The following is a 19,379-nucleotide window of genomic DNA, read 5'->3' on the forward strand; positions in this document are numbered from 1 at the left end:
GGATCTGGGCGCGAGACCGCCTCAAAGAACGGACCTGCAACGCATGGATCGACGAGCTTGATATTGATGTGGTGGGGGAATGTGCGGGGATGATCGCTGTCTCCCTGCTGTTCGGCAAGAACCGAGGCGTCTGCTTCGCAAGGGCAACGCCGCGGGGCGAAACCACGTTCTTACCGGTTTCTCCCGATTCTGTCCGGATCACTGTGGCTCATAAGTGCTGTCAGGAGAGGCGAGCCAGGCGATCATCACTGATCGGTCGCTGTATCAGATCAGTCGCGCATCCGGCCGCCATCATCCCAGACCGGTGCCAGATGTACCCGGGCCGGGCGGCGCTCGCCGAGGATTTCGACCTCCAGCTCCAGCCCGTCTTCGACGCGATGGGCGGGGATGAAGCCCAGTGCCAGTGACTTTCCGGTCCAGTGGCTGTAGCCGCCCGAGGTACACCAGCCGACGACCTTGCCGTCCAGCCAGACCGGTTCCCAGGCCACGACATCGGCATCGCTGACATCGACTTCCATCGTCACGAGGCGGCGAGACGGGCCGGTTTCGCGTTCCTTCAGCGCGGCCTCTTTGCCGATCCAGTCGACAGGTTTGGTCCAGGCGATAAACCGGTCAAGCCCGGTCTCGGCAGGGGTGTAATCGGGCGAGAATTCGCGCCCCCAGGAGCCGAACCATTTGTCGAGCCGGAGGCTCATCATCGCCCGCATCCCGAAGGGGGTGATGCCCAGATCCGCGCCGGCCTTCATCAGCACGTCCCAGAGATGGCGCACAGACATCTGGTCGCAGAAGATTTCGTAGCCCAGATCGGCGGTGTAGCTGACGCGCTGCACAAGGCAATTCGCCATGCCGACGGTCATCGGCTTTACATCCATGAATTTGAACGATTTCGCCGAGACATCCGTGCGGGTGACGCGCGCCAGCAGCTTGCGGGCATTCGGCCCGGCGATGGTGAAGCCGGATCGCGTATCCGAGATGTTCTCAACAGTGACACCGGGCGTGGCATGGTCCTGGAACCAGCGCAGATGCCAGCCCTGCGCGCCATAGCTGGCGGTCAGCTGGAACTCGGTCTCAGACAGGCAGGAGACCGTGAAATCGCCGATGATCTTGCCCGAGACCGCCAGCATCGGGGTCAGCGAAATGCGGCCCGGTTTCGGGATGCGGCCTGCCATAATCCGGTCGAGCCAGGCACGGGCGCCCTGGCCTTTCACCAGATATTTTCCGAAATTCTGCAATTCATTGATGCCGACGCCTTCGCGCAGGCCTTTGACCTCGCGCGCGGTGGCCTCCCAGGCGTTGGAGCGTTTGAAGGTCGGCGTCTCATAGCGCGGCTCGCCGGGCAGGGCGAAGTAATTCACCACCTCAAGCCCGTATTGGCTCCCCCAGACTGCGCCCATCCCGTCAAACACGTCATACATTGGCGTGGTGCGGAAGGGCCGGGCCGCCGGGCGTTCCTCGTTCGGGTATGAGACGTTGAAGCGCATCTGGTAGTTTTCGATCACCTTCGGCACGGTATAGCCGGGGCTGGTCCAGGTGCCGAAACGCGCCACGTCAAAGCCGCGCGGGTCACGTTCGACCTCGCCTTCGATCATCCATTGCGCCAGGGCGAGACCCATGCCGCCGCCCTGGCTGAAGCCCGCCATCACCGCGCAGGCCGACCAGTAATTCTTCAGGCCCGGCACCGGCCCGATCAGCGGGTTGCCGTCCGGGGCGAAGGTGAAGGGCCCGTGGATCACGCGTTTCACGCCCGAGCGTTCCAGCACCGGGAAGCGGCGCCAGGCAAAGGCGATGGATTCTTCGATCTTGTCGTAATTCTCGTTCAGAAGCTCATGGCCGAATGTCCAGGGCGTGCCGTCCAGCGCCCAGGGCTCGCAGGGCTTCTCATAGAATCCGATACACAAACCGCGCCCTTCCTGGCGCAGATAGCTCTCGCCGCCCGGATCCATCACATGCGGGAATTCGCGGCCCTGGGCCAGGATATCCATGATCTCGGGGATGTCCTCGGTCACCAGATACTGATGCGCCATCGGCAAAAGCGGCAGGTAAACCCCGGCCATGGCGCCGATTTCCCGCGCCCAGAGGCCGCCGGCGTTCACCAGATGCTCGCAGGTCACGGTGCCTTTCTCGGTCACAACTTCCCAGCCGTCTTTCACCGGGCGGGTCTCCAGCACGCGATTGTGCAACACGATTTCAGCCCCTGCCATGCGGGCGGCTTTGGCATAGGCATGGGTGGTGCCGGAAGGGTCGAGGTGGCCGTCCAGCGGATCGTAAAGACCGCCGATGATGCCGTCGAGATTGACCATACCATCGGTCAGCTTCGAAATCTCGGCCGGTGAGAGGATCTCGGTATCGAGCCCCATATAGCGGTGTTTCGCACGCTCGGCCTTCAGCTGTTCAAACCGCGCCGGGTTGTCGGCCAAAGTCACGCCGCCGACATGGTGCAGCCCGCAGGACATGCCGGTGATCTCTTCGAGTTCCTTGTAGAGCCGGATCGTATAGCTCTGCAGCGCCGCCATATTGGTGTCGCCGTTCATAGTGTGGAACCCGCCCGCCGCGTGCCAGGTCGATCCGGAGGTCAGGTCAGAGCGCTCGATCAGCATCACATCCGACCAGCCGAGCTTTGTCAGGTGGTAAAGCACCGAACAGCCAACCACCCCGCCGCCAATCACTACAACCCGGACAGATGTGCGCATAGCCAACCCTTTCAGATCATATCTGGATTATCGGGCGCACCTGGCGGGATTCTTGTTCACGGGCGACTTTGAGTGTCGTTTATACTGCTGGTCTCGGCGATACGGCGGCAGGCGCGGGCCAGTTCCGGCCAGACCGCGCCGATTGTCGCAGGAGACCAGACCCCTTTGCGGCCGCGCCCGTCGCGGATCGGGCTGCCCGTTTCCAGCCGGCCCAGTTGTTCGGATTTGACCTCTGGCCCGTTCATCGTCACCACCGCGATATGGCGGCGCCGGGCGGCGATCCAGGGCAAAGCGGCCTTTATCCCGGGCCAGAAGGGCAGTTTTGACATGAATTCGCGCCGCAACATCACGGCGCAATCCTCTGGCACCGCCCGGATGATGTCGCGTGCGAGTGAGGAGATGATGACATCATCAATATACATGTCGCCTGCGGTCCTATCCTGCGGATCTTGCAAACTGGCCGCGTAGAGGCAGGCCGGATTGGGGGTGACGCCTGCATGAAACGCAAGGACCGAGGAATTCCCGACCGGGAAATGCGCCCCCGGGCGCAGCCGGTCGATCAGCCGGCGCAACCGCGAAAAGCCAAGCCCGGTGGGGGGCAGCATGAAGAGGCTGGTTTCATCCCTGACCAGGGCAGCCAGCCGTCCCAGATCACCGATCACCGCAGAATCGAGGTCAATATAGATGCAGCGCAAATCGCGGGGCGTGATTTCGGGCGAGAGCACTGCGACCTTTGCGCGGTAGCCGCGCGAAAAGAAATCCGGCTGGTTGAAGGGGGCAGGGAACAGGCATTGACGGATTCGGGGATCCAGATCCGGGCGCGGGCGGTCGCTGACCAGCACCGCCTCGCGCATCCCGGGCGAGTGATCAAAAGCTCCCCGGACGATGCCATTGATATGTGCGGCACCATAGCGCTCTCCCCAGATGGCCAGGATGAGCGCGAAGGGCAAAGGGCCGGGTTCCGGGTTCATTTCTCGGGGATCAGCCCGCGCGGCGCAAAACGCAGCACCAGGAGCAGTATCACCCCAAGCATCAGAAGCCGCATATGAGCCGCAGATTCCGCCAGCTGGGTTTTCACCGAACCTGCCGGCAGAACCGAGGTCAGCCAGCCCATGATCATCGGCCCAAAGGATTCCGCTGCAAGATAGAGCCAGCCGATCAGGATACCGCCCAGAATGGCGCCCTTGTTATTGCCCGAACCGCCGACGATCACCATCACCCAGATCAGGAAGGTAAAGCGCAAAGGCGCATAGCTTGAGGGTGTCAGCTGACCATCGAGCGAGGTCATCATCGCCCCGGCCAGACCGACCACGGCAGAGCCGAGGATGAAGATCTGCAAATGGCGGTATTTGACATTCTTGCCCATTGCCGCGGCCGAGATTTCATTGTCGCGGATCGCGCGGGTCATGCGGCCCCAGGGGCTGTTGAGCGCGCGCTCACACAGCCACAACAATACCAGCACAATGATGGCAAACAGGCCCGCATAAAGCAGTTTCACCGCAATGGCCGAGGCCGGAACCGGATCGGCATTCACCAGCCCGATCCAGTCAGCGAAATCCGGATTGCGCTGCAGTTCCAGCTCATAGGGCACCGGCCAGGGCCGGGGCAGGTCGATCAGGTTCTTTACCCCGCGCGCCAGCCAGTCCTCATTCCTCAGCGCGGCGATGATGATCTCGCCGATCCCCAGCGTTGCAATGGCGAGATAATCCTCTCGCAGACCAAGCGCCACTTTGCCGATCACCCAGGCCACGGCCCCTGCCAGAACCGCACCCACCGGCCAGGCCCAGAGCGAATTGATCCCGAGACCGCCGATATGCCCGGCTTTCGACGAGTCATTCGCTTCGACCGCCATGACGGCGGGGTCAAGCAGCGCGCGGTAGATGAAGAAGCAGACCAGCAGGAAAGCGATGGTCGCCAGCGTTCGCGTGCTGCCCTTTGGCAGCTTTTTCTGCATCCAGACCGCCAGCACGATTGCAATGGCGCCAAAGACCAGCGCCGAGAGGATCTCGGGTGTGCCGGCTTCCCAGGCGCCGGCGACGGGTTTGCCCGAGACCAGCGCTACCCCGACGCCGCCAAGGGCGACAAAGCCGACGATCCCCGCCGAGAACAGCCCGGCCCAGCCCCATTGGATATTCACGCCAATCGCCATCACCGCCGAGATCAGTGCAAGGTTCAGGATATTGAGCGCGAGGTTCCAGCTTTGAAAGAAGCCGGTCAGCAGGAAGAGAGCCGCGACGCCGGCAAAGAGAAGGGTATTGCGCATCTTATTTGCTCCCCATGATGCCATTGGGCTTCACCAGAAGCACGATGATCAGGATCACGAAACTCACCGCCACTTTGTAATCGGTCGAGAGCGCCTGGTAGAGCCCGTCTCCGAGCCAGCCCTCCGGCGTCAGATAGCCGAGGATCTTGCTCCAGGCGTTGGTGATCAGAATTTCCGAAAAAGCGATGACAAAGCCACCGATGATCGCGCCGATGGGCGAGCCGAGCCCTCCGACAATGGCGCTTGCGAAGATCGGCAGCAGCATCCCGAAATAGACGAAGACACGGTAGTTTTTATCAAGCCCGTAAAGCGTGCCGGCAATGGTCGCCAGCGCCGCCGCGATGATCCAGGTCACCGTCACCACGCGGTCCGGATTGATCCCGGACAGAAGCGCCAGATCTTCATTGTCGGAAAAGGCCCGCATCGACTTGCCGGTGCGGGTGCGGTTCAGAAACCAGAACAGCGCCACAACGCAGATCACCGCCACGATCACGGAAACCGCCTGCGAGGTGCGGATCGCCAGGGGCTCGGCCAGACCGGTCGCGGCGCGGAAGGCGGCGGGCGGCAGCAGGAAACGCTCGCCATCGGCAAATTGAATCTCACGTGTGCCGAGGATCATCCGCACCAGGCCATTCATCACGAACATGACGCCGATCGAGGCGATCATCAGGATGATCGGTTTCGCTTTGGCGCGGCGGTAAAAGCGGTAGACGGCGATATCAGAGCCCAGCACCAGAGCCGAGGTCGCGATGATCGCGAAAGGCAGCGCGATCAGTGCTGTCGGCAGCGGGCCGGCCGAGACGCCCCAGCTTTGCAGCATCCAGGTGAAAAGGATCGCCATCACCGTGCCAAGCGCCATCGTATCGCCATGCGCGAAATTCGAAAACCTCAGCACCGCGAAAACCAGCGAGACCCCGAGCGCGCCAAGCGCCAGCTGGCTGCCATAGGTCAGCCCCGGCACCAGTATGAAATTGGCAAAAGCCACGAAGGCATTCAGAATATCCATCAGCCCGTGGCCTCCGTGCAAATCAGCATTTCGGTCTTGTTTTCCGACCAGCCATTGACGCCCTGCAACATCAGCTGCGCGCCATTCGACGGGGCAAGAAAGAAGACACCATAGAAATTCGGGCCGATCTGGCCCCCGTAAACAAGATCGCCGCTCGAAGTTTTGTCGAGCATCACAAGATCGGTCGCGTAGCCCTGGCTCTGGACCCCGATCTTTTCCGGGCCGGCATGGGTGCGGTAATGGCGGCTCGTTTCCTTGCAGCTTCCGCCGGAACATTCATACCGGACGACGCAGTCGAGATTGCGCGCGCTTACACTTAGGGGGGACAGGGTGCAAAGGACTGCGATAAACACCACCGCCTTCCTAATTGACAGGGGCAGAGCGGCGAGGGACGCGCGCATATAGGTCATCAGCTGATCCCTTCCGAAGCACATGTGCCACTGAACGCAATCGATGTGGACTGACCTGCATCAGTTTCTGTGTGAAAGGACAAAGAGAAGCCGCCATCAGACGCAAAGGTCACGAGGCCAACAGCGCCGCCGGGGTCCTCGACCTGAAACCTCCGCCCGAACCGGGGCATGGCCCTTGTCAGAGCGATCAGCTTCGCCTGCGGAGGCTCAGGCCCAAGCACGCCCCCGCTGCCGTCATCTGAAAGACGGAAATCGAATATGTGATGCTCGAGCTTTTCGCAAAAATGCGCGAAAGTATCACATCTGAAAACCGCATTGCAGCTGAGATGCTCGACCGCCAAAGCGGGGCCGGGAGAAAGCAGCATAAGGACCAGCGGAGGGATGCTGCGCACCGTTTCAGCCCCCGAGGAAGGACTTGCGGACTTCGGGATCCGCCAGCAGCGCCGCACCGGTGTCGGTATAGCGGTTCGCGCCCTGGACCAGCACAAAGCCCTTGTCCGCGATCTCCAGCGCCTGGCGGGCATTCTGTTCAACCATCAGGATCGAGATGCCGGTGCGGGCGATCTCGATGATCCGGTCGAACAGCTCGTCCATCACGATGGGCGAGACCCCGGCGGTCGGCTCGTCAAGCATCAGCACCTTCGGCTGCGTCATCAGCGCGCGCCCGACCGCGACCTGCTGGCGCTGGCCGCCCGAAAGCTCGCCCGCCGCCTGATTGCGCTTTTCCTTCAGGATCGGGAAGAGGTCATAGATCTGCGCCATTGTATTGCGGATCCCCTCATCCTCGCGGATGAAGGCGCCCATTTCGAGGTTCTCTTCCACCGTCATCGTGGTGAAGATGTTATGGGTCTGCGGCACGAACCCCATCCCTTTGCGCACCCGCGCTTGGGGGGAGAGCTTCGTGATATCCTCGCCATCCAGCCGCACCGTGCCCGAGCGTAAGGACAGCATGCCGAACACCGCCTTCATCGCGGTGGATTTTCCGGCGCCATTCGGGCCGACGATCACCGCGATCTCGCCCTTTTCCACGGCCAGCGTGCAGGAATGAAGGATATCAACCGGGCCATAGCCGCCGGTCATGTTTTCGCCGATCAGAAAAGGATGCGCCATTACGCCTCCCCGAAAGTAAGAATGTTGAAATTACCCTGATGCGCGGGGGAGATCCCGACCCACCGCCTCATGCGCCGGCCTTCAGCTTGTTCTTCAGGCCGCGGCCCAGATAGGCCTCGATCACGCGCTCATCGGCGCGGATCTCGGCTGCGCTGCCTTCGGCCAGAACTTTGCCCTCGGCCATGACGATCACCGGGTCGCAGAAGCGGCCGATGAAATCCATATCATGCTCGATGACGCAGAACGTATAGCCGCGTTCCCTGTTCAGTCGCAGGATCGCATCGCCGATCGTGTTCAGAAGCGTGCGGTTCACCCCGGCGCCGACCTCATCCAGAAAGACGACTTTCGCGTCGACCATCATGGTGCGGCCCAGCTCCACAAGCTTTTTCTGACCGCCGGAAATCTGGCTCGCCTTGTTATCGGCGATATGGCTGATGGTCAGGAAGTCCAGCACCTCATCTGCTTTGGCGCGAAGCCGCTCTTCCTCTTCGCGGATCTTGCCGCGTGAGAAGAGGGCGTTCCAGAGATGCTCGCCATGTTGGCTCCCCGGAACCATCATCAGGTTCTCGCGCACCGTCATCGAGCCGAATTCATGGGCAATCTGGAAGGTGCGCAGAAGGCCTTTGTGGAACAGCTCATGCGGCGCAAGGCCGGTGATCTCTTCGCCATCCATGAAGACCTTGCCCGATGTCGGCGGCAGCCGGCCGGCGATCACATTGAACAGGGTGGATTTCCCGGCGCCGTTCGGACCGATCAGCCCGGTGATCGTGCCCTTGCGGATCTCAAGACTGGCGCCATCGACAGCATGAAAGCCGCCAAAATGCCGGTGAAGGTTCTCGACCCGGATCATGCACTTCCCCTGATTGCCCCCGCTGATACTGCCGTCAGACGCGGCCGGGTGGCGCTTTGTTTGTCACAGGCCCGCGCGGATGCACGGGCCTGCAGGGCCTGTCAAGGCAGAGACCGGGGCAATTGCCCCTACGTCAGCCGGAAATCAGTGATATTTCACCGTTTCCCACTTGCCGTCCTTGATTTCATATTCGCGGTAGCGCCCGGTGACATCGCCATTCTCCAGGAAGGTCACGCCGGTGGCGCCTTCATAGTTGATGGCTTTGCCGGCCGCGATCAGCTCCAGCGCCTTGCCCAGCTCGCCGGGGTTGATCACCTCGCCCGAGCCATCGGCGGGGCCATTGGCGACTTCCATGATCTTGTCTTTGTAGACCTTGGGGTCGGTCGACCCGGCGGCCTGCATGGCAAGGATCATGATCGCAGTCGCGTCATAGGTGTTCGGCGCAAAGTTGGTGGTGCCGTCAAAACTCGGGTCATTGGCGGTGGCCAGGTCCAGATAGGTCTGGTAGCCGGCCGCGTCTGACGACGGGTGCTGGCCGTAAGACCCTTCCAGCGGGGCGCCAATGGCTTCCGTCAGGGATTCCCCGAACATACCGCCCGGCAGGCCGAAGGTCGTGAAGGCGCCGGTATCGACTGCGGCCTGGATGATGCCTTTGCCGCCCTGGTCGACATAGCCCGCAACCACGAGCACATCGCCGCCCGCTGCTGCCAGTGCCGCGACTTCGGCCGAGTAATCGGCTTTGCCGTCATCATGCGATGCGTTGATGGTGACCTTGATCCCCTTGGCTTCGGCAGCCGCAGCAATCGCATCGGCCTGGCCCTTGCCGTAATCCGAGTTGGAATAGGAAATCGCGATCGACTTCACGCCACGCTCGGCCAGGATGTCGCCCATGATGATGCCTTCGCGGGCATCCGAGGGCACGGTGCGGAAGAAGAGACCTTCATCCGGATCATCCGACAAGGCCGGCGAGGTGGCCGAAGGCGAGATCATCACGATCCCGTTCGGGATGGCCACATTGGTCAGAACGGCGCGGGTCACACCCGAGCAGTCGGCACCGATGATGCCCTTGACGCTTTCCGAAGTGATCAGGCGTTCGGCTGCTGCCGTCGCGAGAGCCGCGTCAATGCAGCTGCTGTCTGCGCGCACGCCCGAGAAAACCCAGCCATTGGCGGCCTTGCCGGAGTCGTTCACTTCTTTGATCGCCATTTCCGACGCCAGCGCCATATTCGGCGCGATGGTTTCGATGGGGCCGGTAAAGCCGAGCAGGATGCCGAGTTTCACATCCTCAGCCGAGGCCGAGCCAGCCGCCAGCGCGCAGGCCGCAGTGGCCAGCAGAAACTTTTTCATTGATATCTCCCTGATTGGACCGAGATCCTTTCCCGACCCTAGCCGGGCCGATTTCAAAAGAAAAGCGCCGAAAAATCCAGTTATGAGGGATAAATTCCTTATCCGCCCTCGCAGCGCGGGAGAGCCGCCCCTATCTTTTCTCCCGGAGACTTAATCTGGAGATCTGGCCGGAGATTCTGCCCGGGGCTTTGGCGGCAGCCTTGCCCGAAGCTCTGGCAGTGGGACGCGGAAGCAAGGGGCGCGTGATGATCAAATCCGTAGTGAAGACGGCTCTGACCGGCCTGGCGTTTGCGCTGCTGGCCGGTGCGGGCGCCGCCGGGGCGCAGGGCAGGGTTGAGACCTCGGCTGGCCCGATGGAGATCACCCGGGTGGCAGCGGGGCTAGATATGCCATGGGGCTTTGCCTTTTTGCCCGATGGCAGCCTGCTGGTTACCGAAAAGGGCGGCAGGCTTTTGCGCCTTGCCGAAGGCGGGACGCAGGCGATCAGTGGCCTGCCGGAGGTGGCCGTGCTGGGGCAGGGCGGGCTCCTGGATGTGATGGTTCCCGCCGATTTCGCCACCAGTCGTGAGGTCTGGCTGACCTGGGCCGGCCGGAGCGGCGAGGGACTTGCGACCATGGCCGGGCGGGGGCGGCTCTCTGCGGATAACAGCCGGCTTGAAGATTTCGAGACCCTGTTCACCGGCGATACAGCCGCCGCAAGCCGGCATTTTGGTGCGCGTATCGTCGAGGGGGCCAGGGGCAATATCTTCATCACCACCGGCGACCGAGGCACCGGCCCGGCGGGGCTTGAGGCGCAGGACCCGGCCCTGAGCCATGGCAAGGTGATCAGCATCGCGCGCGATGGCAGCCCCGATGTCACGCAGACCGGCTGGCGGGAAGGGATCTTCTCGATCGGGCACCGCAATATCCAGGGCGCCGCAGCCATGCCCGATGGTGGCCTGCTGGTCTCGGAACATGGGGCGAAGGGCGGGGACGAGATCAACCTGTCACAGCCGGGCGAGAATTTCGGCTGGCCGGTGATTTCCTACGGGGTGAATTACAATGGCACGAAAATCGGCAGCGGCACCCATGCGGATGGTATGAACCAGCCTTTGCATTACTGGGATCCCTCGATCGCGCCTTCGGGTCTGATGGTCTATTCGGGTGCGCTGATCCCTGCATGGAAGGGCGATGTCTTCACAGGCTCGCTCAAGCTCGATTTCATCTCGCGCCTTGATCCCGAAACGCCCGCCGCCACCGGTTGGGCGGAAGAACGCATCACCGCCCCCGAGACCGGCCGGGTGCGCGACATCCGGGAGGGGCCGGATGGGGCGATCTGGTTCCTGGCGGAAACGGCAGGCGCGATCTATCGCCTGGCTCCCGCCGACCAGGGGTAAATCCCGGCAAAACAGGGCTACTGGCGGTCCCGCGCCCCTTGCGCCGGGACCGGGCAGTTCAGGGTCGTCGCTTTTTCCCGCCGCGTCACATCATGTTGAAAAATGGCGGAGCCATAGCCCCTGTCGGCGACCAGAATGGCGGGCTGTGTCAGGTTGTAGGCCCTTACGAAATCATAAACTGGGCAATCGGCTTCTTGCCCGTGCGTGATCTCGGCCCCCATCGGGCGGCCAGCGCCATTGACGAAGGGCGAAGGATCCTGGTCGATAAGCCACCTCCCGAACGTACAGGAGCCTCCTGTCAGCAGCACCACTTTTACACCCGCTGCATGAGGTTCGGCGCGAATTATGGTGCTTTCGACCATCCGGAGCTTGTCCGGTGTGATCCCAGCCTGGGTCGGGCACCGGTTCTTGCGATCCGGAAAATATCCTCCGGAACAAGGCGATGATCCGCTGGATTCCGCAAATTCGGGTGTCAGACGGCACGAATGAATCCCTTCTGTCAACACGACCTGGCGATGCAGTGACAGCATTGGCGCGGGTGAGGCTGGGCTGGAAAACACCCTTTGGCGCCATAAGATGCATCTGTGTTATCCGATTTCAGATTAATGCTGCTGGACCTGTCCCCAATCCAGAAAGACCCTGCGATAGAAACCGCCCGCGATACTGGGATCGCGGAGAAATTTGTGCCGGTCGCGGCTGATCTGAAAATTGTGTGCCGGGCCGTAAATTCGGGGGCATGATGGCGCCACGGAATGTTGTTGCACTTATCGGTAAGACGGATTTATGCTGTGAAACCTGAATCTTAGCATTGCTTCAGGCTCGCGCCGCCCCCATCCGTATCGCCATCCTGCATGAGACGCGGCGCCTGGCACGGGCCAGCTGCAAGCGTTCAGCCGGCTGTCATATCCGTAACAGGGGCGACGCATGCATGCATTGCCTCAAGGCCAACGCCAAGGGCATCGCCTCGCGCAACTCCGATCGGCGGACCGCAGAAATCCTGATCCGGATCGCCATCACGAACAGATAAAACGCCCTCGGAAGCATCGGGAGTAAAGCCGTCGGCCGAACGAATAGCAAAAAGAGAGCATATCGTTCTGCCGGATCGCGCAATGGAACAGGCCCATTCTCTTCGGGGCGAGGAGTATCACTGGTTCAACAAGCTCGTGTCAATCTCTGCCAATAGGATCCGGGGCGGCGGCAAGGTCCTTTCTTCACCTGCAGGGCACGGGCTCCGGAAGGGCTTGAAGCAGGCCCCGCCTCCGGGATAGGGTTCGGGCAGATGCCAGCCATCCGGCAAGCCGACCGACCTGCCGGAGAGTGAACCATGGGCGCCAGCGCCATCACCCCGCGCCGCGTGCCGATCAATCAGACCGCCGCCGCGCCTTTCGATGCCCGCCAGATGGCGCGTGATCTCTTGCGCAGCTGCCGCAGCATTGCGCTGGCGACGCTGGATCAGCACAGCGGCTATCCTTACAGCACGGTGACCAATCTCTCGATCGAACCCGATGGCAGCCCGCTGTTCTATGCGGCCGGGATCTCGCTGCATGCACGCAATATCCTCGCCGATCCGCGGATCTCGATGACGCTGGCGCAGGCCGAGGGGCTGGATGTGGTCAGCGAAAGGCGGATGACGCTGGTCGGGCGCGCGCTGCGGCTGGAGGGCGAGGCCGCGCGCATCGCGGGGGAACGCTACCGGCGCCGCTTTGCCAAGGCCTCGGCCTATATCCCTCTGAAAGATACCATGTTTTTCCGGGTGGCGGTCGAGGGGATCCATTTCAATGGCGGGGCTGCGCGCAATACCGATCTGCTGACGGTGGCGGATCTGCGCTGCGACCTCACCGGTGCCGATGATCTGATGCGCCATGAGGCCGAAGAGATCATCCGCCTCCAGGCCGACCGCGAGAGTTTTGCCTTTCTGACCGCGAAGGCGGGCGGCGCGCGCGGGCGCTGGCGGATCGCGACCATAGACCCCGAGGGGATCGACCTGGCGGCTGAACGCGCCCTGCACCGGACCTGGTTTCCGCAGCGCGTCACCAGCCGGGCAGAGCTGCGCGCGATGCTCGCGGGGCTGAGCGTCCAGGCCCGGGGGGTACTGCCTGCCGTGGCAGCGATGCCGCAATTTCGGGGGAAACCTTAATCTCTGTTTAATAATTGCACGCTGCCGCATTGCCCCGGGCGTGACTATTTCCTAAAACGCTGGCGCCCGGGCGTGATGCGCCGGGCATCCGACCAGATCCGAGACAGTTGGGCCAGGATATCCGTGGCTCCGGCGATCCAGGGGACGTCATTTCCCTGAGACAGATCCGGAGACAGCAATGTCCTATCATCATGGCGCATATCCGCGCCTTTTCTCGACCCGATTCCTCGCGCTTTTGTTGGGCAGCAGCATACTGGCGCATTACCCGCTTTCCGTCACCGCGCAGACCACAGGTGAAGACGAGACCAGCACGGCAACGCCGCATAACCTGGGCACCATCTTCCTGACCGGCGAAGGTCTCACGCTCGGCGTCGCGGGTGATGCGGTCTATGACACGCCCGCGCCGGTCAGCGCGATTTCCGGTGCCGATATCCTCGGCCGCTATTCCGGCAATGCCCAGACAGCCTTGCGCGCAATCCCAGGCGTTTTTTCCCGCCAGCAGGCCAACCAGCCGGGGATCGAGGTCAATATTCGTGGCATGAGCGGCTATGGCCGGGTCACCGCCATGATCGACGGCGTGCCGCAGACCTTCAAGAATATCGGCGGCCATGAGGCGTCTGGCGGCTCGATGCTCTATGTTCACCCCGAGCTGACCGGCGCGGTCGAAGTGGTGCGCGGCCCCGTTTCGGGGGCGCATGGTTCGGGCACCCTGTCCGGGGCTGCGAATTTCCGCACGCTCGCGATTGATGATGTCGTGCTTGAGGGCGAGACGCGGGGCGGGATGCTGCGGCTCAAGGGCGGCTCGAACGGCTATGACCAGTCGGGGATGCTGGCTTACGGGCAGCGCTTTACCGGCCTCTGGGGCGGCGAGGGTGAGGTCAATGTGATGGCCGCGATCGCCCATACCTCGCAAAGCGATTACGAGAATGGCGACGGGATCGTGGTCGCGGGCAAGGGCGCCTCGAATTCGCCGAAGGGCGGGCTGGTGAAATTCGAGGTCAAGCCGAATTCCGAACATACATTCGCGTTCGGCACCCGCTGGTATCGCAACCAGTTCATCAACTCGAATTACAATTGGGATATCGACAATCAGACCGACACGCTGTCCTGGAAATGGCGGCCGGACAATCAGTGGATCAACCTTGATCTCGAGCTGTTCCATAATGAGGAAGAGCTGAATTACCGCCCCGGCTCGACTGGTGGCTATACCGGGCGGCGCACCGCGGATGTCACCAAAGGCGCGAGCCTGACGAACCACGCCAATGTCGATCTGTCGAATGGCGTGAACCTTGATCTGACCTTCGGCGTCAGCTGGCAGCAAAACGACTTCAGAACCTATGAGCGGCGCGGTGGCAACCATCCGGGAACGCTCGATAAATCTTCGCTGTTTTCCGAAGCGGTGACCGATTTTGGCCGCTGGAGCCTGATCGGTGGTCTGCGCTATGACCATTGGGAAGTTTCGGGCACCCGGACGGCGCCGGCGAATGAATATGTTGAACGCTCGGGCGGTGAAGTGCTGCCGAAGCTCGGGCTCTCCTTCGATCTGACGCCGGAGATCGAGCTTTACGGCACCTATTCCCACACCTTCCGGCCGCCAAGCTCGCATGAGGTGTTCTATGCCAATGTGCCGTTCAACACGGGTGTCGGCAGCTCGAACAATAACAATCTGGATCTGAAGCCGGAACTGTCGAAAGGCGTTGATCTGGGCGTGAACTGGCGGCGTGACGGGCTGTTCAGCGCCGACGATCAGGTGCGGCTGAAGGTTGGTTACTTCAACAACCGGATCAAAAACTACATCGTCAATGATCTGCAGGGCGGCGTGGTTCGCTGGGTGAACACCGATGGCACGGTGAAAAGCCATGGCGTCGAAATTGAGGGCTCTTATGATGCCGGGCTCTATTACGCCAATATCGGCTATTCCGACAGCAAGACCGATGATGTGCCGACGGGCTTCGGCACCGGTGGCGGCAATGGGGAGGGCTCGATCCAGCCTGACCGCGTGGCGACCGTCGATTTCGGCGTGCGGCTTCTGGATCAGCGGCTGCAACTGGGGGCGCAATATCGCTATGTCGGCACCGGCAAAGAGGCCGAGTTCTTCAATGGCTGGCAGGAGACCGCTGCCTATGACCTCTGGGATCTCTATGGCAGCTATAAGATCAATGACACGGTTCAGGCCTTCTTCTCGGTCGAGAATATCACCGACAAGACCTATGGCTATGCCGGTTCGGGGCTGAACAATTACCGGTCTGAATCCGGGCGTGGCCGGACCTTTATCGTGGGGATGACCGCGCGGTTCTGATCAGTTTTCAGGACAGAAAACGGGCCGGCCCTGTCATGCGGGGCCGGCCTTTTCACAGGCTGGTATCAGCCCAGCGTCAGGCGCTGACAGGTTCCAAGCGCCTTTGGTTCATCATGTGAGACACAAAGGATCGTCGCCTCCGGCAATTCACGGCACAAAAGCGCCAGCATCTCCTCGGCTGCGGCCGCATCAAGGGCGCTGGTCGCCTCGTCCAGGATGACAAAACCAGGCCGCGCCAACAAAAGCCGCGCAAAGCCGAGCCGCTGCCGCTCGCCGCCCGACAGCGCCTTTAGGGGCAGCTCGGGCGCGACAGTGCCAAGCCCGGTCAGGCGCAGTGCGGCTTCGATCTGCACAGGGTCGCACTTTGCCGGGTCCAGCGGGTAGCAGGCGGCGGCAGCGAGGCTTTCCGGGAAGAGGCGCGGTTCTTGCGACAGGACGGTCGGGGCATCGGCGGGCAGCCCGATCTGCCCTTCGCCATATGGCCAGAGGCCGGTGATCGCGGCGACGAGTGTGCTTTTGCCCTGGCCGGACGCCCCCGTGATCCAAAGCCGTTCCCCGCGTGTAAGCGTCAGATCCGGAACCGGTGCCAGCGCGCGTCCCTCAGGGGTGAAAAGGCGCAGCCCGCGCAGATGCAACGTGCCATCCTCTGTTGCGGCGCGGGTGATCGCCTGGGGTGGTTCCGGGCGCAGTTCTGGCTGCGCCGTTGCGGCGAAAAGGCCATCAAGACGCTCGGATACGGCCACGAACTGCGCCAGATCGCGGTAGGAAAAGATGAACCAGCTCAGCGTTGTGACGACATTCGAGAACGCCGCCGCAAGTTGCATCAGCCCGCCAAGGGTCACCGCCCCCGCGAAATAGGCCGGCAGGGCAAAGAATGTCGGCACCCGCAGCACGGTCTGGAAATAGCTGCGCGAGAAAAGGCCGAAGATGAATTCGCGCCGGATCAGCTGGTTCCAGTTGACACGCAATACGCCGAAAAGCCGCAAGAGCCGCCGCGTCTCTGCCGCTTCGCCCCCCGATTGCGCGATCGGGCTGGCCTCTTCCCGCAGCTGGACCAGGGCATGGCGGAAATCGGCCTCGCGTTTTTCCTGGGTGAAAAGCAGGGTCTTCAGCGGCCTTCCAAGGAAATGCGTCGCAAGCGAAGAAATGGCCACATAGAGAAAGGCAAGAATTACCATATATCTATGAAGTTCAATATCATATCCGGCGATGCTGAAGCTGAGAGTGAAGTCTGAAAGGGTCCAGAGCAGGGCGACATAAGAGACCAGCGCCACGATGTTCGAGATCAGATCAAGCGTCTCGATCAGCAGCTTCTCGGCGAAAAGCCGGCAATCTTCGGCCACGCGCTGGTCAGGGTTGTCGACCGGCACTGCCGAAAATCCCGGCCTCAGATACCAATAGGCACGGCGCCCGACCCAGAGGTCCAGGGCGCGCGCGGTCAGCCGGCTGCGCAGCCGCATCAAAAGCCGTTTGCGCAGCCATTCTCCGACGAGGAAAATCGCAACCGAAGTCATGGTGAGCGCGAAGAACACCCCGATCTGACGCATCGCCTCGGGGGCGTTCATCTGTTCGAGCGCATCGAAAAAGGCCTTGTTCCAGGCGATGGTCCGGAGCGAGATCCAGACGCCGAAAAATTGCAGCCCCAGAACGATGGAATAGGTGAAAAGGGCAATCGATGTCCCCGGGCCGGAGAGCGCGATTTTGGTCAGCCGCCAGATGCGGCCTGCGAGCTTTTTCATATTTGTCCGCTTTATATGCGCGCCGCAGGTCTCAACGTTGGCGCGGCAGGGCGTCAGCGCGAGAGGATGCGGATCTGTTGCAGGGGCCGCTCGGGGCTCGCGCTTATGTCGCGGTCACGGGGGCTTCGTTTCCCGAAGACCCCGCCCGGACCGGCTGGCGGCAAGGGACTGGCTCTGCGCTAGCAATTTGTCGCAGGGGTCGCAATATGGTCTTTCACCTGTGGCGCAGGCTGGCTATCGTCCGCCGCGCCGTAGCCCGAGTTCCAGCCAGCGGATTTGTGACCAAAGGCTATGCGGAGACCTCCAATGCCAGCCAGTGAAGCCGCCATCACCCCGCGTGATATCGAAATCAATCCGGCCGCAGCTGCGGAATTCGATCCGCGAAGGGCGGGCCAGGGGCTTTTGCAGGAAAGCCGCAATGCCGCGCTCTCGACGCTGGATCCCGGCGGTTTTCCTTATGGCGTGGTGACCAATATCCTGCCCGATTACGATGGCAGCCCGGTGTTTTTCACGGCGCGGCTGGCGCTTCATGCAAGAAATATCGCAGCCGATGACCGGATCTCGCTGGCGCTGGCGGGGTTTGACAGGCCGGATGCGCTGACGCAGCCGAGGATGACGCTTGTGGGTCATGCAAAGCGGGTCGGGCCGGACCGGATGGAGGCCTTGAGCGCGCGCTACGCGGCGCGGTTTCCGAAAGCGAAGCTCTATCTGCAGCTCCCCGATGCGGCGCTGTTCCGGATCGAGGTTCTGGGCGTCACTGTCGGCGGCGGTCCCGGGCGCAATGCCTCGGATATCGGGTTCGACGCCTATCGCATTGATCTTGCCGGGGCAGAGGGGCTGATCGCGGCTGAGGGCGCGGTTCTGGCGGAGCTGAATGCCGTGCCGTCCCGGCTTGGCGCGCTGGCGGTTGGCGTCGGGGCAGCGGCAGGGCGCTGGAAGGCGATTGCGCTGGATCCGGCGGGGCTGGTCCTCGCCTCGGGCGAGCGGCTTTTGCGGCTCGACCTCCCGGAGCGGGCGGTGACGGCAGAGGCCTTATTGGCCGCAGTCGCGCGGATGGCCGGCGGCTGACCTGCGAGGCCGGTCGAGGGTGAAGGGGCCAGCCCCCTAAAACCCCGGGCGCGTTCAGATCCGAAGGAAGATCACAGCGCGAGAAGCGTATTCGTGAGCGCGGATCCCGGGTCGGCGAGGGCGTCGAGCACGTTGAAATGGTGTTTGCCCCCGCCTGTGGACCAGGGGCAGGACCATTCCTCTGCGAGCATACGGGCTTGGGCGAGGAAGGCGGGGCGCTCATCTGCGCCGACATGGATATGGGCAGAGATGCCGGGGGCGAGCCGGAGGCGCGCGGGGCTTTCGCGGGCGGCCTCGTCTTCGGTGATCCGCAGCGTCTCATTCATTTTCGTGGCCATCAGCGGGCCGAGTTCGCTGAGAGGCGAGATCGGGACAGTGCGGGCGATGGGCAAAGCGAGATCGGTGCAGGCGAGGCGTGCGGCAAGCTGCCCGCCGGCGGAATGACCGGTTGCGATGAGCGGGCCGGGATGGTCTTGCAGTATCAGCCGGGTGAGATCGGCCATCTCCTGCACCATCTGTGTGATGCTTGCATCGGGGGCGAGGCTGTAGGACGGCATGACCACGCGCCAGCCCCGTGCAAGCGGGCCGGCGGCCAGATGCGACCAGCTCTCGCGGCCAAAGGCCATCCAGTAACCGCCATGAATGAAGAGGACGGTACCCCGTGCCGTGCCTTCCGGTTCGAAGAAATCATAGAACTGGCGTGGCCCGGTTCCATAGGGCAGATCAGGGTGTGCCCGGGCGCCAAGGCTGTCGCGGAAGGCACGGGCCATTTCTGTCCAGCGGGCGGGGAAGAGCGCGGCATCTGCGATAAAGGCACCATTGGCATAATCACGGTCAGGATCGGGCCAGGCATAGGGCGGGCGCGTCATTCAGCTCATCCTCTCCGGAGCTCTGCCCGTTATCGGGCGAAAGGCGTTTTCTCCGGTATAGACTGGCTGTTGCAGCAGGGACAGGAGATCGTCGGGTGCATGCTGCCGCCGATTAACGCCATCTGGTCGGAGCAGCCCGTCTGGTCGGGGGCGACAGCAGTCCGGCCCCGCTTCGTGGCGCGGTGTATGAGAAAAGGGGCAGGGCGTCTGGCCCT

15 protein-coding genes and 1 pseudogene are annotated in these 19,379 nt (G+C 62.4%); 4 read left to right on the plus strand and 12 right to left on the minus strand.

Going from position 1 to position 19,379, the window contains the following annotated elements:
• Positions 1-269: 269 nt before the first annotated feature.
• The 8 genes from M3484_RS01475 to M3484_RS01510 form a co-directional block, all read right to left on the minus strand.
• The gene (locus M3484_RS01475; protein WP_249495451.1) at positions 270-2,690 is read right to left on the minus strand and encodes a GcvT family protein; all 2,421 of its coding nucleotides are present in this window, start codon (positions 2,688-2,690) and stop codon (positions 270-272) included.
• A gap of 56 nt (positions 2,691-2,746) precedes the next feature.
• A complete protein-coding gene (locus M3484_RS01480; protein ID WP_249495452.1) occupies positions 2,747-3,661 on the minus strand; it encodes a hypothetical protein in 915 nt (304 codons plus the stop codon).
• Positions 3,658-4,953, minus strand: a complete 1,296-nt coding sequence (locus M3484_RS01485; RefSeq protein ID WP_249495453.1) for a branched-chain amino acid ABC transporter permease — start codon at positions 4,951-4,953, stop codon at positions 3,658-3,660. Before M3484_RS01485 ends, M3484_RS01480 begins: the two co-directional genes overlap by 4 nt.
• Position 4,954: 1 nt before the next feature.
• The gene (locus tag M3484_RS01490) at positions 4,955-5,959 is read right to left on the minus strand and encodes a branched-chain amino acid ABC transporter permease (RefSeq protein ID WP_249495454.1); all 1,005 of its coding nucleotides are present in this window, start codon (positions 5,957-5,959) and stop codon (positions 4,955-4,957) included.
• On the minus strand, positions 5,959-6,312 hold the full coding sequence (locus tag M3484_RS01495; RefSeq protein WP_249495455.1) for a hypothetical protein: 354 nt from the start codon (positions 6,310-6,312) through the stop codon (positions 5,959-5,961). The genes M3484_RS01490 and M3484_RS01495 overlap by 1 nt, the downstream gene beginning before the upstream one ends.
• A gap of 453 nt (positions 6,313-6,765) precedes the next feature.
• Positions 6,766-7,479 carry an ABC transporter ATP-binding protein gene (locus tag M3484_RS01500; protein WP_249495456.1) on the minus strand — a complete coding sequence of 238 codons (714 nt, stop codon included), beginning with the start codon at positions 7,477-7,479 and terminating at the stop codon, positions 6,766-6,768.
• A 67-nt stretch (positions 7,480-7,546) separates the two neighbouring features.
• On the minus strand, positions 7,547-8,329 hold the full coding sequence (locus M3484_RS01505) for an ABC transporter ATP-binding protein (protein WP_249495457.1): 783 nt from the start codon (positions 8,327-8,329) through the stop codon (positions 7,547-7,549).
• Positions 8,330-8,473: 144 nt separating this feature from the next.
• Positions 8,474-9,676 carry an ABC transporter substrate-binding protein gene (locus M3484_RS01510; protein WP_092897755.1) on the minus strand — a complete coding sequence of 401 codons (1,203 nt, stop codon included), beginning with the start codon at positions 9,674-9,676 and terminating at the stop codon, positions 8,474-8,476.
• Positions 9,677-9,921: 245 nt separating this feature from the next.
• Here M3484_RS01510 and M3484_RS01515 point away from each other — a divergent pair, with 245 nt between their 5' ends.
• Positions 9,922-11,052, plus strand: a complete 1,131-nt coding sequence (locus M3484_RS01515; protein ID WP_249495458.1) for a PQQ-dependent sugar dehydrogenase — start codon at positions 9,922-9,924, stop codon at positions 11,050-11,052.
• 17 nt (positions 11,053-11,069) lie between these two features.
• Here M3484_RS01515 and M3484_RS23885 read toward each other — a convergent pair whose 3' ends face one another.
• Complete coding sequence (locus tag M3484_RS23885; RefSeq protein WP_502942416.1) at positions 11,070-11,414, minus strand: hypothetical protein; 345 nt, start codon at positions 11,412-11,414, stop codon at positions 11,070-11,072.
• A 33-nt stretch (positions 11,415-11,447) separates the two neighbouring features.
• Positions 11,448-11,539 (minus strand): annotated as a pseudogene (locus M3484_RS23890) (IS5/IS1182 family transposase); the annotation flags it as partial.
• Positions 11,540-12,376: 837 nt separating this feature from the next.
• Here M3484_RS23890 and M3484_RS01525 point away from each other — a divergent pair.
• Together M3484_RS01525 and M3484_RS01530 are read left to right on the plus strand one after the other, a co-directional pair.
• Positions 12,377-13,189, plus strand: coding sequence for a HugZ family pyridoxamine 5'-phosphate oxidase (locus M3484_RS01525; protein ID WP_249495459.1), 813 nt, complete (start codon positions 12,377-12,379; stop codon positions 13,187-13,189).
• Positions 13,190-13,367: 178 nt separating this feature from the next.
• A complete protein-coding gene (locus tag M3484_RS01530) occupies positions 13,368-15,488 on the plus strand; it encodes a TonB-dependent receptor domain-containing protein (RefSeq protein ID WP_249495460.1) in 2,121 nt (706 codons plus the stop codon).
• 65 nt (positions 15,489-15,553) lie between these two features.
• On the opposite strand, the gene M3484_RS01535 is transcribed toward M3484_RS01530, so the two are convergent.
• Positions 15,554-17,227 (minus strand): ABC transporter ATP-binding protein/permease, encoded by a 1,674-nt coding sequence (locus tag M3484_RS01535; RefSeq protein ID WP_249495461.1) that lies wholly within the window; start codon positions 17,225-17,227, stop codon positions 15,554-15,556.
• A gap of 306 nt (positions 17,228-17,533) precedes the next feature.
• On the opposite strand from M3484_RS01535, the gene M3484_RS01540 reads away from it, so the two are divergent.
• On the plus strand, positions 17,534-18,295 hold the full coding sequence (locus M3484_RS01540) for a HugZ family pyridoxamine 5'-phosphate oxidase (RefSeq protein WP_249495462.1): 762 nt from the start codon (positions 17,534-17,536) through the stop codon (positions 18,293-18,295).
• 71 nt (positions 18,296-18,366) lie between these two features.
• Here the strand turns inward: M3484_RS01540 and M3484_RS01545 are convergent, their stop codons facing one another.
• The gene (locus tag M3484_RS01545) at positions 18,367-19,164 is read right to left on the minus strand and encodes a hormone-sensitive lipase (RefSeq protein WP_249495463.1); all 798 of its coding nucleotides are present in this window, start codon (positions 19,162-19,164) and stop codon (positions 18,367-18,369) included.
• Positions 19,165-19,379: the final 215 nt, after the last annotated feature.

This window comes from Pseudomonas sp. GX19020, assembly GCF_023371075.1.
GTDB lineage: Bacteria > Pseudomonadota > Alphaproteobacteria > Rhodobacterales > Rhodobacteraceae > Pseudogemmobacter.